We start from the raw sequence: 14,919 nt of genomic DNA, 5'->3' as shown, positions 1-14,919 counted from the left end.
GTTCAGGGCGCGAACCGGTCCGGTGCGTAAGCCGAGATGTCGATGAACGGCTTTTCTCCGGTGATCAGTTCGGCAAGCACGCGCCCGGTCACAGGACCCAGCGTCAGGCCGTGATGGGCGTGCCCGAAGGCAAACCAAAGGCCGTCATGGCGGGGCGCCTTGCCGATGATCGGCATCATATCAGGCGTGCAGGGGCGGGCGCCCATCCAGGGCTCCGGATCGAGCCTCTCGCCGAGCGGGAAGACGGTGCGGGCCACGGCTTCGGCTCGGTCAAGCTGGATCGGTGTTTTCGGCGCGTCGCGCAGCGCAAACTCCGCCCCAGTCGTCAGCCTGATGCCGCGGCTCATCGGCGCCAGAAAATAGCCGCGCTCGGCATCCAGCGTCCAATTGTTGAGGATGGCGTTGCCCTCGGCGGCGTAGTGCATGTGATAGCCGCGCTTGACGCCCAGCGGAAAAGCATAGCCGAAACGCTTCGTCACGAGATCGGCCCAGGGGCCGAGGGCGACGACGACGTCCTCGGCCTCAATCGAGCCCTCCGATGTCACCATCTTCCATTGGGAGCCGGATCGGCCGAGCGAGACGGCGTCACCCGTCGCGAAAAGCCCACCAATGCTCTCGAAATACGCACGATAGGCCGCGATCAAACCATGCGGATCGAGCACGGACCAGGGATCGCGCCAGCGCAGGCCTCCGGAGAAGCTGCCCCTGATATGCGGCTCCAGCGTCGCTATGTCGGCGCCGGTCAGCGTGTCGTAAGCAACGCCGAATTCGCGGTTGAGACGCTCGGCTTCGGCGAATTCCGCATCGCGTTTCTCGTTCGTGCGGAAAATCTCCATCCAACCATTCTTGCGGATCAGTTCCTCGGCGTGAGAAGCCTGTATCAGATCATTATGCTCGCTGATCGAATGCTCGATCAGCGGCGCATAGGCGCGTGAGATCATCTCATGCCGCTTGGTGTTGGAATTCCACCAGTAGCGGGCGAGAAAGGCGATCTGACCCGGCAGCGCGCGCAGGTGATAATGCGCGTCGATGCGGTTGTTGAAGGCATAGCGCAGAAGCAGACCGAACTGCTGCGGAAAGCCGTAGGGAACGACGCCTTCGCGCTGAATCAGACCGGCATTGCCGAAGGAGGTTTCCTTACCCGGCGCTTTGCGGTCGACGAGGATGACCTGGCGCCCGCGCCGCTGGAGATGGATGGCCGTCGATATGCCGACGATGCCTGCACCGAGCACGATTGCGTCTTTTGTCATGTTCCCTGTTATCCGCACGCTTCTTTTATTTGCGCATGATCCTATTCAGAGATCATGCTTCAAGCATCGAAAATGCCTGCCAAAATGCTGCGGCGCAAATGAAAAATGCAATCAAGCAATGGCCCGTCTCAAAGCCGCATTTTCAGCTCGAATGCGTATGGCAAGAACGGCCGCGTTGAGCAGCGAAAATACCGCGGCGTAAAGCGGCAGGCCGAAGGCGAGCGGCAGTACGGCGATCTCGCCGACGACCACCGCATAGTTCGGATGACTGAGGAAACGATAGGGTCCGTTTGTCACCAAAGCTGCACCCGGCAACACGATGATCCGCGTCGTCCAGCGCCCTTTCAGGGTCGCCAGCACCCAGACGCGCAAGCCCTGCAGCACCATGAAGACGACGAACCAGAACGGGCTGACCGGCCGGTCTGCGGCTAGAAGCCACAGACCGACGAGCCAGGCGGCGTGCATCGCCACCATGTAGGGATAGTGTTCGGGTGCGATCTCCCGGGCGCCACGCGCAAGAAGGGCGGCGGTGTTGCGCCGGGCGTGCAGCAGTTCGGCCAGCCGCTGCAACGTGACGAAGGTCAAAAGTGCGATCGATGGCCAGACCATCAGGCAGCCCTCTTCAGCGTGACGCAGCTTGCCGCAAAGCCGGGACCCATGGCGATGAGAGCCGAACGGCGCGGCAGACCGGCATTGATCGCACGCTCCAGCACGAAGAGCACAGTCGGCGACGACATGTTGCCATAGTCGCTGATCACCTCCCGTTCGATATCCAGCGAGCCCGGTTCGAGGCCGAAGGCAGTCTCAAGCGCCACCAGCACCTTGGCGCCACCAGGATGGCAGATGAAGCGGTCGACATCGGATATCGTCAGGCCGGCGCGTTCCAGTATGCCGGCGACGGCGGGCTTGATATTCGCTTCGGCAAAGGGCGGCAGCGATTGGTCGAGGATGATGCCGAAGCCCGTATCGTCGATCTTCCAGCCCATGATACCGAGCGTATCGGGAAAGAGATGCTCGCCGGTCGATTCGATTTCCGCGACACCCTCTTTGCCGGCGCGCAGGATACAGGCGGCCGCGCCGTCGCCGAACAGCGCTGTCGCGACGATGTTCGGTCGCGTCAGCTCGTCCAGACGGAAGGCGAGCGAGCAGAGTTCGAAGGCAATGAAGAGCACGACAGCGCCAGGCCGGCTTTTCGCCATGCGCGACGCGATGCCAAGGCCGGAAACCCCGGCCGCACAACCGAGGCCGAAGACCGGCACGCGCTCGATATCGGAGCGGAAGCCCAACTCGCGCGAGAGCCGCGCCTCAAGGCTCGGTGTCGTAAAGCCGGTCGACGACACCGTCACGATGCAATCGACGTCTTCCGCCCTGAGCCCAGCGCGTTCCAGCGCCTTGGTCGCGGTCTTCGTGAAGAGCTGGCTTGCCACCTCGGCATAGGCTTCCATGCGGTCCTGCCAGCCATGCGATTGCTCGAACCAGGAAAGCGGCCGGGCAACATAGCGTTTGCGAATGCCGGCGCTTTCGAACACGCGGGCGAGATGTTTGAAATCGCGGAAGCGATCGGAAAACAGACGGCCGGCGGTCTCGGCGGCTTCCGTTTGGTAGATGATGTTGTCGGGCGTGGCGACAGCCAGACTGACAAGCTTGACAGTATCGGTCACTTGTTTCTCCTTGCAACCCCCGGCGGGGTACGCAGGTGGAAACACGCCAGCATCGGGAATTATTCGGCATGGCACCGGTCACGAAAGAGTGACGGCATGCGGCCGGTATGAGCGCGAGAAAATAGCTGCCGCCCGCGAATAAAATGAACGGATGGCGTGTTCTCCCGTCGCAACGTTCATTTTGCCAAGGAGCAATCCCATGACGACTACCGCTTTCCGCCTGGCCTCCGTCGCTCTCGGCGCCTGCCTCACCCTCGGCGTCTTTACCGTTCCGGTCTTTGCCGCCGGCGACGATAGCGCCAGCACCCCGACCTGCAAGAAGGGCGAGATCTACGACAAGAAGGCGAAGAAGTGCGTGAAGCAGCAGGGCGCCAATATTACCGATGAAAACCGCGCCGACTATGCCTATTCGCTCGCCAAGAAGGACCACCGCTATCAGGAAGCGCTTGATGTTCTCAACACCATGCAGAATCCCAACACCGCGGAAGCATTGAACTATCGCGGCTATGTCACCCGAAAGCTCGGCCGCACGGATGAAGGCATTTCCTATTACCTGAAGTCGGTCGCAATGGATCCGAAATACGCGCTGGTTCGCGAATATCTCGGCGAAGCCTATGTGATCAAGGGGCAGATCGACCTCGCCAAGGATCAGTTGAGCACGATCAAGACGCTCTGCGGCAATACCTCCTGCGAGGAATACCAGGACCTGAACAACGCCATTCAGAATCCGTCGAGCCTCTGATTTCAGGCGCGGGACCGAGGTGGCCGGTATAAGCAGTCAGCAATCCGAGGGATATCCGGGTGTCAGTCGCTCATTCCACAATTTCTGCTTATAGTCGGGTAAGATCGGAACCGCCGGCACGACCGGCGATTCCCAAAGATGCGAACCTCGCGGAGGGTGCCATAGCGAGCGAAGAGGATATCAGGGCGGGCCTGTCGCAGCATCTGACGCGGCTATGGCGCTACGCGGTGGTACTGTCGCGCCAACGCGATGTCGCGGATGATCTGGTGCAGGCGACCTGCGTCAGAGCCTTAGAGCGGGCTGGTCAGTTCGCAGCCGGCACGCGGCTCGATCGCTGGTTGTTTTCGATCCTGCACTCGATCTGGCTGAACGAGATTCGCTCGCGCCGGGTGCGCATGGGCCAGGGGTTTGTCGATGCCGACGAGACCTTGGTCTTTGACGGCGCACGCGAGACGGAGACCCATATTCTCGCCGGCCAGGTGCTGAAACAGGTGCAGGCGCTGCCAGAAGCGCAGCGCACCGCCGTGTTCCTCGCCTATGTCGAAGGACTTTCCTATCGCGAGGTGGCTGAGATTTTGGATGTGCCGATCGGAACGGTGATGAGCCGGCTGGCGGCGGCGCGCGCAAAGCTTGCCGATGGTGCGGGACCGGCTGGCGGCGCGCGACTTTCTGGGGGTGGGCGACGGGGGGAACGGGAATGAGTGAATTGGACGATAAAAAAATGCCCTCGGACGAGCTGCTCACCGCCTTCATTGATGGCGAGTTGAATGCGGCCGAGAGTGACAGAATAGAAAAGCTGATCGCCAGCGACGCCCACGTGGCCGGGCGCTTCGATTTCCTGTCGCGCAGCGATCTCCCCTTTCGCGAGGCATTCGAGCCGGTACTTGCCTCAGCCCCAAGCGCCAAGCTGGACGCCATGCTTGCCTCTATCCCCTCCGCGGTCGAGCAAAAGCGGGCCGCTTCCGGCATCAGCCGCCGTGGCTTCCTGTCGGCGATCGCCGCCTGCCTTGTCGTGGGCGTCGCCATCGACCGCGCCGCGATCGGCATCAGCCACCGCCTCAGCAGACCGGAGGAGGGTAGTGACTGGCGCGCCGTCGTCGCCGAATATCTTTCGCTCTACACGCCGGACACATTGAGTTCGCCGGCCGGCAACCATGCTGAGCAGGCCGCACAATTGAACGAAGTCGGCTCCAAGCTCGGCCTCACGCTGACCCCTGAAGCCGTTGCCCTGCCGGGCATCGAGTTCAAGCGCGCACAGCTATTGAATTACGACAGCAAACCCCTGGCGCAGATCGCCTATCTCGATCCCGAAAGCGGTCCGATGGCGCTCTGCATCATTCCTTCGACCAAAGGCGCTTCGGCGCCGGACATGGAAAATCGCCGCGGCATGAATGTCGTCTATTGGTCGAACGCCACCCACGCCTTCATGCTGATCGGCCATTTGCCGATCGATCGGATGAAGGCGCTGGCCGATGGCGTTCGGGGAAGCCTGGCGGTTTGAGATTGAGCCTTTTCCCAATGGGCAGGAAGGGTTAGCCCCGGGAAATCGCGCGATTCAAAAAGAATTTGGCGAAAACTCATCCTCCTGATATTCTCCGCCCAACGAAAATCGAATGAGCGCCTGCAGCATGCCCTGGGGCCTTGCGCGGCGCGGTGGAAAAGATACGTGAGTGACCCCGACAGCGGCAGAGCGCCGCAGGCAAACGGGGCGTCGGTAGCAGAGCGCAGGAAGGGTAAATCCTCCCGGCGCGGTAAGCGTAAGCGTGGCGGTCCCGCCCGTCCGAACGCTTTTTCTGCGGAGGCCAGCCAGACCGGCATGTCCGGCCAGGCGGCGACACGCCCGATAGATAATGACACCGGTTCTCCGGGCAAAAAGCGCAAGCGTCGCCGCCGTTCCCGTGGGGGCGCGCATGATGGTGCGCAGAATGCTTCCCCAACCCAGCAGCAAAAGGCTTCCGCGTCGCCGGAACAGCGCGCTGCGGCCGAGCACGGCCACGGGCCGTCGCATAAGAGCGGCAAGAACAGGCGCAAGCACCGCAGCAAGCGCGGCTTACAGGGCCGCCCCCTGGTGCACGAAAAGACGGCGCAGATCGTTGCCCCCACCGCTCCTGCCGCTGCTGAGCATGCTCCAGCCCGCAATGAACATCATACTGACCGGCATCCGCCGCAGCGCCGCGACGGCAATGCGCCGTTTCATCATGCCGACGGAGATTACCGGCCTGTCGATCTCTACGCGGCGCTCGATCTCGGCACCAATAATTGCCGTCTGCTGATCGCCCAGCCGACGAGGCCCGGCCAGTTCCGCGTTGTCGATGCCTTTTCTCGCATCGTTCGTCTCGGCGAAGGGCTTGGCGCCAGTGGCCGGCTGTCAAGCGATGCCATGGATCGCGCCGTCGAGGCTTTACGCGTCTGCGCGGGCAAGCTGAAGACGCGTGAGATCCGCCGCATGCGGCTGATCGCCACCGAAGCCTGCCGCGCCGCGGAGAACGGCGAAGCTTTCCTCGCCCGCGTTACGGAAGAGACCGGCCTGCGGCTCGAAATCATCGACCGCGAGACCGAGGCCCGGCTTGCCGTCTCCGGCTGCTCGTCGTTGGTTGGCCCTGAGGCGCGCTCGGTCGTGTTGTTCGATATCGGCGGCGGCTCTTCGGAAATCGCCGTCATCCGTATTGGCGAAAACCGCTCCAGCCGGCTTGCCAACCACATCACCCACTGGACATCGCTGCCCGTTGGTGTGGTGACGCTCTCGGAGCGCCATGGCGGCCGCGACGTCACGCCGGACCTGTTCGAGACCATGGTGCGCGAAGTCGAAGGCATGCTCGAACGTTTCGATTGCCCGCCGGTCCAGGGCGCTGCCCGCGACAGCGGCGATTTCCATCTGATCGGCACGTCCGGCACGGTGACGACGCTTGCCGGCGTCCATCTCGATCTGCCGCGTTACGATCGGCGCAGGGTGGATGGCGTCTGGTTGTCAGACGATGAGGTGACGGCCATGCAAGCAAAGCTGCTTTCCTGGGATTTCGCCGGCCGCGCCGCCAATCCCTGCATCGGGCCGGACCGCGCCGATCTCGTTCTGGCGGGCTGTGCCATTCTCGAGGCGATCCGCCGCCGCTGGCCGAGCCCGCGGATGCGCGTCGCCGATCGCGGCCTGCGCGAAGGATTGCTGACCGACATGATGGCAGATGACGGCGTGTGGCGACGGGGCCGCTCGCGCCGCAGCCATCGACCGAGGGATATGAAGGGGCCGCAGACGTGACCAAGCCAACCATCGCCGGCAATCGCACGGGCCGCAAGCTCGGCCAGCGCGTCAAGAAAAAGAAGCTGAAGGCCTCCTCCCGGCAATGGCTGGAGCGGCACATCAACGATCCCTATGTGCAGCGCGCCCAGCTTGAGGGCTATCGTGCCCGTGCCGCCTTCAAGCTGCTGGAGATCGACGAGAAGCACCACATCCTTAAGGGCGCACGCCGCATCATCGATCTTGGCGCCGCGCCGGGAAGCTGGTCGCAGATCGCCGCCAAGGTTACGGGATCGACCGAGGATGATATCCGCGTTGCGGCCATCGACTTCCTGGAAATGGCGCCGCTTCCGGGCGTCACCATCCTGCAGCTCGACTTCCTCGATCCGGATGCGCCGCAGCGCCTCATCGATGCCGTCGGCGGCACACCCGATCTGGTGATTTCGGATATGGCCGCCCCGACGACCGGCCATCAGCGTACGGACCATCTGCGTACCATGCATCTGTGCGAAGTCGCCGCGCATTTCGCCGTTGAGGTCCTAAGCGAAGGCGGACATTTCCTCGCCAAGACCTTCCAAGGCGGCACCGAACGTGACCTGCTGACGCTGCTGAAGCAGAATTTCCGCCAGGTCATTCATGTGAAGCCGGGCGCATCCAGGGCCGAATCGGTGGAGATGTTCCTGCTGGCGAAGGGCTTCAAGGGCCGCAGGACGGACGAGGAAGTAACGAGTGCTTGATTTAGCGGCCGCTTTTGTCCGATGATATAGTCCCATCGGCATCGCAGGCAGCGCATTCGTACCATGCTTCTTTACGTCACTCTCGGCTCCAACGATATTCCGCGTGCACGCAGCTTTTATGATGCGGTTCTGCCGACCCTCGGCTACCGGCGCCAGCGCGAATCGGATGAGGAAATCGGCTATGCCGCCGATGGCGATACGCGCTGCCGGTTCTGGGTGGTAGTTCCCTATAATCACCGCAAGGCCACGATCGGCAATGGTTCGATGGTGGCTCTGCATGCGGAAAGCCGCGCTGATGTCGACGCCTTTTATGCCGCCGCCCTTGCCCATGGCGGCACCGACGAGGGCAAGCCGGGCCTACGCTCCTTCCATGCCAATTTCTATGCGGCCTACGTGCGCGATCCCGACGGCAACAAGCTCAGCGCCGTCTGCGAGCGGCCTGAGTAGAGTTTACCGTCGCCCCAACGAGCGACGGTAGGATCGCATCATTTCACCATCGGCACTTGCGGCTGCGCCGCGGCCACGCGCTTCAGGCCGGCCTTGTGGCCGGAGACCGCGGCGCCGGCGCTTCGGTCCATGCGGATGAAAGGAATGGTGGCGACCACGGTCAGGATCGAGATCGAGAAGAAGGCGATATGGAAATCGCGGACCTGCAGTTCCGTGCCGCTGAAGAAGGTCGACGTTTCCAGGATCATGGCGGCGACGGCAACGCCGAGCGCCAGGCTGATCTGCTGCATGACAGAGCTCATCGATGTAGCCTGACTGGCCTCCTTGTCGCTGATGTCGGCGAAGGCGAGCGCATTGATGCCTGTGAAGAAGAATGAGCGCGAGAAGCCGCCGATCAGCAGCACGCCGACGATGATGAGATGCGGCGTCCAGGGCTGGAACAGGCCGGTGCCAATCGTTGTCAGCGTCGTGATCCCCGCTGCCGACAGCAGCGCCGTCTTGAAGCCGACGGCGGTGAAGACACGGCGCGCGATGAACTTGGTGCTGATCGCGCCGATGGCGCCGGCGAAGGTGATGAGGCCCGATTGGAACGGATTGAGGCCGAAGCCGAGCTGCAGCATCAGCGGCGTCAGGAACGGCATGGCGCCGATGCATATACGAAACAGCGTGCCGCCCGTGACGGAAGCACGGAAGGTGGCATTCTTCAGAAGCGACAGGTTGAGGATCGGTGCCGGATGACGACGCGCGTGGCCGACGTAAAGGAAGCCGCAGATGAAGCCGAGAACAATAGCCGATATGCCGATGAACGGCGGCAGCGCCGGCAGGCTGATCACCGACATGCCGAACACGACGCCGGCCGCCGCGACTGATGTCAGGACGAAGCCGATGAAATCCAGCTTCGGCGGCATGGTCGCCTCGACCTCCGGCAGGAAGATCGTCGACAGAATGACGCCGAGAATGCCGACGGGGACGTTGATCAGGAAGATCCAGTGCCAGGAGGCGTAAGTGGTGATGAAGCCGCCGAGCGGCGGTCCCGCGAGAGGACCGACAAGGGCGGGGATGGAAAGCAGCGCCATGGCCGAGACCAGATCGCTCTTCTGCGTCGTGCGCACCAGCACAAGGCGGCCGACCGGAGTCATCATCGAGCCGCCGAGACCTTGCAGGAAGCGGGCGGCGACGAATTCCAGCAGTCCGCCCGAGAAGGCGCACATGATCGAACCGATCACGAAGACGCAAATGGCGAGCCGGAAGACAGTCTTCGCCCCGAAGCGATCCGCCATCCAGCCGCTGATCGGGATGAACACCGCCAGCGATACCATATAGGATGTCAGCGCCAGTTTGAGCGTAATCGGGCCGACATGAAGATCCGCCGCGATCGCCGGCAGCGCCGTCGCAATCACGGTGGAATCCATCTGCTCCATGAAAAGGGCAACGGCAAGGATCAGCGGAACGATGCGATTCATAGGCATATGCCTTGGGTGAGTCGTGTCTTCGGGGAAGGGGTCCGCCTGAGACGGGCACCCGCTCTCTAGTCCTATGTGCGGCCTCTGCCAATCCCCGATTCTGCCCTGTGGCCTCCTGGAGATCACGTCTTGGTGATGCCGCTTGCCGCACGGTATAGGCTATCAAGTTTGACATATGCTAAACGCATAGAAATGCTAAACGCATAAAACGCTGTTTGGCGTATTAGCGGATTTGGATCGATATGTCATGGCGAATTATCGGCCATGAAAGCTCGCATTGCCGCTGTCGATGACGGTGACTGGCGCAGCTTACGCTGCCACCATTGGAGAGAATGAAATCATGACTGCTGTTGTTCTGCCGCCCGAGACCCATCAGTTCAAGCTGGGGTCCTGCACCATCACCGTTGTCAAGGATGGCGCAAGCATTCTGGACAATCCCTGGGAAACCTTCGGATTGAACCAGGCCCCGGACACGGTGCGGAAGCTTTTGGCGCAGAATTTCCTGCCGACCGAAAAGTTCGTCAACAGCTATGCGCCAGCCATCATCGACACAGGTTCCGACGTGATCGTCGTCGACACCGGCTTCGGCGCCGCCGGCCGCGCCCGCGGTTTGGGCCGTTTTCGCGAAGGTCTGAAGGCTGCCGGCTACACGCCGGAGCAGGTGACCGTCGTCGCTCTGACGCATCTGCATGGCGACCATATTAGCGGGCTGTTGGAGGATAGCGCTGCGGCTTTCCCGAACGCCCGCTATGTCGCGGGCGAGATCGAATATGAATTCTGGACCGACAAGTCACGCGAAGGGACGCCTGCCGAAGGCGGTCACAAGGCCGTGCTCGCCAATGTCGCGCCTTTTTCCGAGAAGATGATCTTCCTCAAGGAAGGCGACCAGATCGTCAGCGGCATGACCGCCATGCTCGCTCCGGGTCATACGCCCGGTCATCTCGTCTTCCATCTCGAATCAGATGGCAAGCAACTGGTCATGACCGGCGATACGGCCAATCATTACATTCTCTCGCTCGGGCGTCCGGATTGGGAAGTGCGCTTCGACCTCGATAAGGCGCAGGCCGCCAAGACCCGCCGCCGGATCTTCGACATGATCGCCACCGACCGCATCCCTTTCCTCGGCTTCCATATGCCGTTCCCCGCGGTCGGCTTCGTCGAAAAGCAACCGGAAGGATTCCGCTATGTACCGAAAACCTATCAGCTCGATCTGTAAGGCCAACTGACGGAACGCTAACGGCTCGGCTAAAAAGCGAAATGATTCCTGTCGCAAAAGTCCGTAGGTCAAGTTGGACTTTTCGCGAGCGAATTTTACGACAGAAACATCCTTAGTAGTCGCTAAGGGTGCGGTTCGGTTCTCAATTCCGGACCGCCTTGCCCAGTTGCGGCTCTGTGCCTGCCAGTAGCCGCTGAATGTTGTTACGGTGGCGCATTATCACGTAAAGGCCGCCCACTAGGACCAGCAGCCGATAAGGTAAAGCTTGCTCCAAGCCGCAGATGAGGGCAATCGCAGTCAGCGCAGCCAGGATCGAGCCAAGAGAAACAATCCGAAAAATAGCCAATACGACGCCAAAAATCGTCACGGCACCCAACCCCACCGGCCAGGCTATCGCTAGCACGAGGCCAAATCCGGTCGCGACGGATTTGCCGCCTTTGAAATTCAACCAAATCGGACGGCTATGCCCAAGCAAGGCGGCAAGTCCTGCCAGGCAAACGGCCCACGGCACCCACGTTTGCTGATTTTGCAGATCAAGAGCAGTTGGTGGCGAAACGGACGGCAGCGTGCAAAGCCAAGGATAGAACCAATCCGCAAAGATGATCGCCGCTGCACCTTTCAGCACATCTACGAAGAGCACCACAAGGGCAGGCCATTTCCCAAGGGTCCGCAATGCGTTCGTCGCCCCAGTGGATTTGGAGCCATGCTCCCGAATATCGATGCCCTTCAGCAGTTTGCCCATTAGATACCCTGTGGGCGTGGCACCAAACAGATAAGCGATCACCAATCCAACCGCACTCGCTATCCAGAAAACCATGAGCGTGGCATTACCTCCTCTACTTCTTCGTGGATCGCGAACCGAAATCGCACCATTGCGAACTAGGGGAGTCAGGGCAATCGTGTTTGGCAATGCCTCACATGAATATCTTCATCACGGTTCATCGTGAGCAGCCTCGATTTTGGTGCCGCAATCGAATTCCGCATGGAAGTCAAGGGTTGGCATGCCTGCCAGGCGCTTTTCCCTATTCCCTTCCTGTCATAGACGTGTTACCAGCCCTCGCCAACTTCCAAGCAACACTTGCAAGATCGCCCGGTAGACGATTCGTTCCGGGCTTTCCTGTTTTTCACAGACGAAGGAATTGGCCATGGCACGCATTATTGAAACGTCAACCGGGTTGGATGCTCTGACATTCGACGACGTGCTCCTGCAGCCGGGACACTCCGAGGTCATGCCCGGCCAGACGAATATCGCCACCCGCATTGCCCAGGACATCGAACTCAACCTGCCGATCCTCTCCGCCGCCATGGACACGGTGACGGAAAGCCGTCTTGCGATCGCCATGGCCCAGGCGGGCGGCATGGGCGTCATCCACCGCAATCTGACGCCGGTGCAGCAGGCCGAAGAGGTTCGCCAGGTCAAGAAGTTCGAAAGCGGCATGGTCGTCAATCCGGTCACCATCGGTCCGGACGCAACGCTCGCCGAAGCACTCAGCCTGATGAAGGCGCACGGCATTTCCGGCATTCCGGTCGTCGAAAAGTCGCATCGCCTCGTCGGCATCCTCACCAACCGCGACGTCCGCTTCGCTTCCGACCCCTCGCAGAAGATCTACGAGCTGATGACCCGCGAAAATCTCGTGACGGTTACGGAAAGCGTGCAGCAGCAGGAAGCCAAGCGCCTGCTGCACAAGCACCGCATCGAAAAGCTGCTGGTCACCGACGGCGAAGGCCGCCTCGTCGGCTTGATCACCGTGAAGGACATCGAGAAGTCGCAGCTCAATCCGAATGCCTCCAAGGATGCGCAGGGCCGCCTTCGCGCCGCTGCCGCCATCAGCGTCGGTGATGACGGCTTCGAGCGTGCCGAACGCCTGATCGAGGCCGGCGTCGACCTTCTGGTCGTCGATACTGCCCATGGCCATTCGCAGCGCGTTCTGGATGCGGTCACCCGCGTCAAGAAGCTCTCCAACTCGGTCCGCGTCATGGCCGGCAATGTCGCCACCTATGACGGCACGCGGGCGCTGATTGATGCAGGCGCCGATGCCGTGAAGGTCGGTATCGGCCCCGGTTCCATCTGCACGACCCGTATCGTCGCCGGCGTCGGCGTACCGCAGCTTGCCGCCATCATGTCGGCAGTGCAGGCAGCACAGGATCAGAACATCCCAGTTATCGCCGATGGCGGCATCAAGTTCTCCGGGGACCTCGCAAAGGCGATCGCCGCCGGGGCCTCCGCTGCCATGATCGGCTCGCTGCTCGCCGGCACGGACGAAAGCCCGGGCGAGGTCTATCTCTACCAGGGCCGCTCCTTCAAGGCCTATCGCGGCATGGGTTCCGTCGGTGCCATGGCGCGCGGTTCGGCCGATCGCTACTTCCAGGCTGAGGTCCGCGACACGCTGAAGCTCGTGCCGGAAGGCATCGAAGGTCAGGTGCCCTACAAGGGCTCGGTCTCGGGCGTGCTGCATCAGCTCGCAGGCGGCCTCAAGGCGGCCATGGGCTATGTCGGCGGCGCCGACCTCAAGGAGTTCCAGGAGCGCGCCACCTTCGTGCGCATCTCCGGCGCTGGTCTGCGCGAAAGCCATGCCCATGATGTGACGATCACGCGCGAAAGCCCGAACTATCCGGGCGCTGGCGGCTGATCGATGGCAGATCGCGCTCAGGGCAACGTCAGGTCCCTAGAGGGCCTGACGGCGGTCCTTGCGGCTCTTTCCCTGGCACTTTTCGCCTGGATCTATGCGGGCTTCGTCAGAGCCTTCAGCGATGCCGCGGCCGGCGAGCAGATGCTGGATGCGCGCATCGGCGGTTATGAGCGCGACGACGTGGTCGCCATGCTGCGCTATCTCAAGGATCATCCCGATCCGGCCGCTATCCTGCATTCCATGTATCTAGGGCCGGAGCTCATCTTTCCGCTGGTGTTGGCTGGTCTGCTCTTTTGCCTGCTGCGGCTGGTCGGTCCCGCCGGCATCTTCTTCGGCCGGCCGATCCCGCCTGCTGGGATCGCCCTGATCTTTTGTCTGCCGGTCTTTTACGGTGTGATGGACTACGCCGAAAATATTGCCGGTCTGTTGCTCTATCCGCCGGCCGCGCCATCGGAGGGAACCGTGATGCTGCTTGCGGGCCTGCTGCCGATCATCGTGCGGCTAAAGTTCCTGTCACTGGTCATCACGGTCATTCTACTGGCCCGTTTCGCGATTCTTCGCTACCTGTCTGCGAACGGTTCAAAGCCGTACTGAGCGGTCGTTCTGCCGCTCAGCAATCCCTAGAGTGGTTCAGCGTTCCACGGAATCGCTTTCCCGCTCTATCCCTTTGTTTTTACGCAGTTCCGGACGAAAAACCGCCTCGGATTTCCAGGAATTGCTCTGAGGAGTTGGCGGCGTGACCGGCTATGAAATGTTCTGGCCCATGATGGCCCATGCAGTGCTTGTCTACATTCTCTACGCGCTGCTGGGCTTGCGCCGCCAGAGCGCCGTAAAGGCGGGCAAGATCAAGCGATCGCAGTTTCGCGAGAACCATGCTGCCGATGAGCCGGCCGAAAGCCTGGTTGTGCGCAACAGCATCGCCAATCAGTTCGAACTTCCGCTTCTTTTTTATGCCTGCTCCATCGCCCTGTTCGTCGCCCAGGCGGACAATCTGACCGCCGTCATCCTGGCCTGGATCTTCGTCGCATCGCGCTATGCCCATGCCTATGTGCATGTCACCAGCAACGACCTGCGCTACCGCAGCCCGCTTTTCGCACTCGGCTATATCGCCCTTGCCGGCATGTGGGTCTGGCTTGCCATCTGGATGACCTTCTCCTGACCGGACTTGCATTTTCGCGAAAAGCAACCTGCGATAACGTATTTGTGTTCTTCCTTTACCGCCGCATCGCCCTCCACTGACCTATCTTGTCCTTGGACAGCCTTGCTTTGGGATACTGGCTGCCGGGGAAAGCTAAGGAGATGGCATGAATGGTCGGTGAGCGGCAGATGCGCCCGATGCTGTTAAAGGTGTTGGGAGAGGCGGATAGGTTTCAGGCTGGATCGAAAATTAGGGCATTGGACCCTGTTAAGGAGATTAGCCTTCGCCTGCTACCGAACGACCATCTTGAGGCCCGGTTCTGGCCGGTGACCTCGTATAGGAGTTTGGCTTTGCCGTTCACGCCCCTTTCGGGGTTCCGCCTCCCGCCAACGGGGAGATATTA

16 protein-coding genes are annotated in these 14,919 nt (G+C 61.4%); 11 read left to right on the top strand and 5 right to left on the bottom strand.

Going from position 1 to position 14,919, the window contains the following annotated elements:
• Window positions 1-2: 2 nt before the first annotated feature.
• The 3 genes from QDY28_RS22360 to QDY28_RS22350 form a co-directional block, all read right to left on the bottom strand.
• Entirely contained in the window at window positions 3-1,250 is a 1,248-nt protein-coding gene (locus QDY28_RS22360; RefSeq protein ID WP_331383811.1) for an NAD(P)/FAD-dependent oxidoreductase, read from the bottom strand.
• A gap of 111 nt (window positions 1,251-1,361) precedes the next feature.
• Window positions 1,362-1,859 (bottom strand): isoprenylcysteine carboxyl methyltransferase family protein, encoded by a 498-nt coding sequence (locus tag QDY28_RS22355; protein WP_331383810.1) that lies wholly within the window; start codon window positions 1,857-1,859, stop codon window positions 1,362-1,364.
• Entirely contained in the window at window positions 1,859-2,911 is a 1,053-nt protein-coding gene (locus QDY28_RS22350) for a type III polyketide synthase (protein ID WP_331383809.1), read from the bottom strand. Before QDY28_RS22350 ends, QDY28_RS22355 begins: the two co-directional genes overlap by 1 nt.
• 199 nt (window positions 2,912-3,110) lie before the next feature.
• Here QDY28_RS22350 and QDY28_RS22345 point away from each other — a divergent pair, with 199 nt between their 5' ends.
• The 6 genes from QDY28_RS22345 to QDY28_RS22320 all read left to right on the top strand — a co-directional run bounded on the left by QDY28_RS22345 (window position 3,111) and on the right by QDY28_RS22320 (window position 8,069).
• Window positions 3,111-3,653: a tetratricopeptide repeat protein gene (locus QDY28_RS22345; RefSeq protein ID WP_331383808.1), complete on the top strand. Its 543-nt coding sequence runs from the start codon at window positions 3,111-3,113 to the stop codon at window positions 3,651-3,653.
• Between the two features lie 59 nt (window positions 3,654-3,712).
• A complete protein-coding gene (locus tag QDY28_RS22340) occupies window positions 3,713-4,354 on the top strand; it encodes an RNA polymerase sigma factor (RefSeq protein WP_331383807.1) in 642 nt (213 codons plus the stop codon).
• A gap of 20 nt (window positions 4,355-4,374) precedes the next feature.
• Window positions 4,375-5,154 (top strand): anti-sigma factor family protein, encoded by a 780-nt coding sequence (locus QDY28_RS22335; RefSeq protein ID WP_331383859.1) that lies wholly within the window; start codon window positions 4,375-4,377, stop codon window positions 5,152-5,154.
• Window positions 5,155-5,319: 165 nt separating this feature from the next.
• The gene (locus QDY28_RS22330; RefSeq protein ID WP_331383806.1) at window positions 5,320-6,906 is read left to right on the top strand and encodes a Ppx/GppA phosphatase family protein; all 1,587 of its coding nucleotides are present in this window, start codon (window positions 5,320-5,322) and stop codon (window positions 6,904-6,906) included.
• Window positions 6,903-7,622 carry an RlmE family RNA methyltransferase gene (locus QDY28_RS22325; protein ID WP_331383805.1) on the top strand — a complete coding sequence of 240 codons (720 nt, stop codon included), beginning with the start codon at window positions 6,903-6,905 and terminating at the stop codon, window positions 7,620-7,622. The genes QDY28_RS22330 and QDY28_RS22325 overlap by 4 nt, the downstream gene beginning before the upstream one ends.
• Before the next feature lie 63 nt (window positions 7,623-7,685).
• A complete protein-coding gene (locus QDY28_RS22320) occupies window positions 7,686-8,069 on the top strand; it encodes a VOC family protein (protein ID WP_331383804.1) in 384 nt (127 codons plus the stop codon).
• Window positions 8,070-8,107: 38 nt separating this feature from the next.
• Here QDY28_RS22320 and QDY28_RS22315 read toward each other — a convergent pair whose 3' ends face one another.
• On the bottom strand, window positions 8,108-9,532 hold the full coding sequence (locus tag QDY28_RS22315) for an MFS transporter (RefSeq protein WP_331383803.1): 1,425 nt from the start codon (window positions 9,530-9,532) through the stop codon (window positions 8,108-8,110).
• A gap of 289 nt (window positions 9,533-9,821) precedes the next feature.
• Between QDY28_RS22315 and QDY28_RS22310 the strand changes: the two genes are divergently transcribed.
• A complete protein-coding gene (locus QDY28_RS22310) occupies window positions 9,822-10,748 on the top strand; it encodes an MBL fold metallo-hydrolase (protein ID WP_442967572.1) in 927 nt (308 codons plus the stop codon).
• Between the two features lie 142 nt (window positions 10,749-10,890).
• Here the strand turns inward: QDY28_RS22310 and plsY are convergent, their stop codons facing one another.
• Window positions 10,891-11,565, bottom strand: coding sequence for a glycerol-3-phosphate 1-O-acyltransferase PlsY (plsY, locus tag QDY28_RS22305; RefSeq protein ID WP_331383801.1), 675 nt, complete (start codon window positions 11,563-11,565; stop codon window positions 10,891-10,893).
• Window positions 11,566-11,893: 328 nt separating this feature from the next.
• Between plsY and guaB the strand changes: the two genes are divergently transcribed.
• From guaB to QDY28_RS22285, 4 genes are all read left to right on the top strand, one after another.
• Entirely contained in the window at window positions 11,894-13,378 is a 1,485-nt protein-coding gene (gene guaB, locus QDY28_RS22300) for an IMP dehydrogenase (protein ID WP_331383800.1), read from the top strand.
• A gap of 3 nt (window positions 13,379-13,381) precedes the next feature.
• Entirely contained in the window at window positions 13,382-13,972 is a 591-nt protein-coding gene (locus QDY28_RS22295; protein WP_331383799.1) for a hypothetical protein, read from the top strand.
• A gap of 142 nt (window positions 13,973-14,114) precedes the next feature.
• Complete coding sequence (locus QDY28_RS22290; RefSeq protein WP_331383798.1) at window positions 14,115-14,537, top strand: MAPEG family protein; 423 nt, start codon at window positions 14,115-14,117, stop codon at window positions 14,535-14,537.
• A 149-nt stretch (window positions 14,538-14,686) separates the two neighbouring features.
• On the top strand, window positions 14,687-14,919 hold a 233-nt coding region (locus tag QDY28_RS22285), incomplete at its 3' end, for a hypothetical protein (protein WP_331383797.1).

Origin of the sequence: Rhizobium sp. BR 362 (assembly GCF_036528765.1) — a bacterium.
GTDB lineage: Bacteria > Pseudomonadota > Alphaproteobacteria > Rhizobiales > Rhizobiaceae > Rhizobium.
The sequence above is the reverse complement of the archived record's forward strand: the minus strand, read 5'-3'. Positions and strand labels throughout refer to the sequence as shown.

What these genes read in the sequence shown, in the direction of transcription:
- QDY28_RS22335 (WP_331383859.1), top strand. Translation starts at nt 4,375, where the DNA reads ATGCCCTCGGACGAGCTGCTCACCGCCTTCATTGATGGCGAGTTGAAT.
- QDY28_RS22345 (WP_331383808.1), top strand. Translation starts at nt 3,111, where the DNA reads ATGACGACTACCGCTTTCCGCCTGGCCTCCGTCGCTCTCGGCGCCTGC.
- guaB (WP_331383800.1), top strand. Translation starts at nt 11,894, where the DNA reads ATGGCACGCATTATTGAAACGTCAACCGGGTTGGATGCTCTGACATTC.
- QDY28_RS22295 (WP_331383799.1), top strand. Translation starts at nt 13,382, where the DNA reads ATGGCAGATCGCGCTCAGGGCAACGTCAGGTCCCTAGAGGGCCTGACG.
- plsY (WP_331383801.1), bottom strand. Translation starts at nt 11,565, where the DNA reads ATGGTTTTCTGGATAGCGAGTGCGGTTGGATTGGTGATCGCTTATCTG.
- QDY28_RS22360 (WP_331383811.1), bottom strand. Translation starts at nt 1,250, where the DNA reads ATGACAAAAGACGCAATCGTGCTCGGTGCAGGCATCGTCGGCATATCG.
- QDY28_RS22310 (WP_442967572.1), top strand. Translation starts at nt 9,822, where the DNA reads ATGACGGTGACTGGCGCAGCTTACGCTGCCACCATTGGAGAGAATGAA.
- QDY28_RS22320 (WP_331383804.1), top strand. Translation starts at nt 7,686, where the DNA reads ATGCTTCTTTACGTCACTCTCGGCTCCAACGATATTCCGCGTGCACGC.
- QDY28_RS22355 (WP_331383810.1), bottom strand. Translation starts at nt 1,859, where the DNA reads ATGGTCTGGCCATCGATCGCACTTTTGACCTTCGTCACGTTGCAGCGG.
- QDY28_RS22315 (WP_331383803.1), bottom strand. Translation starts at nt 9,532, where the DNA reads ATGAATCGCATCGTTCCGCTGATCCTTGCCGTTGCCCTTTTCATGGAG.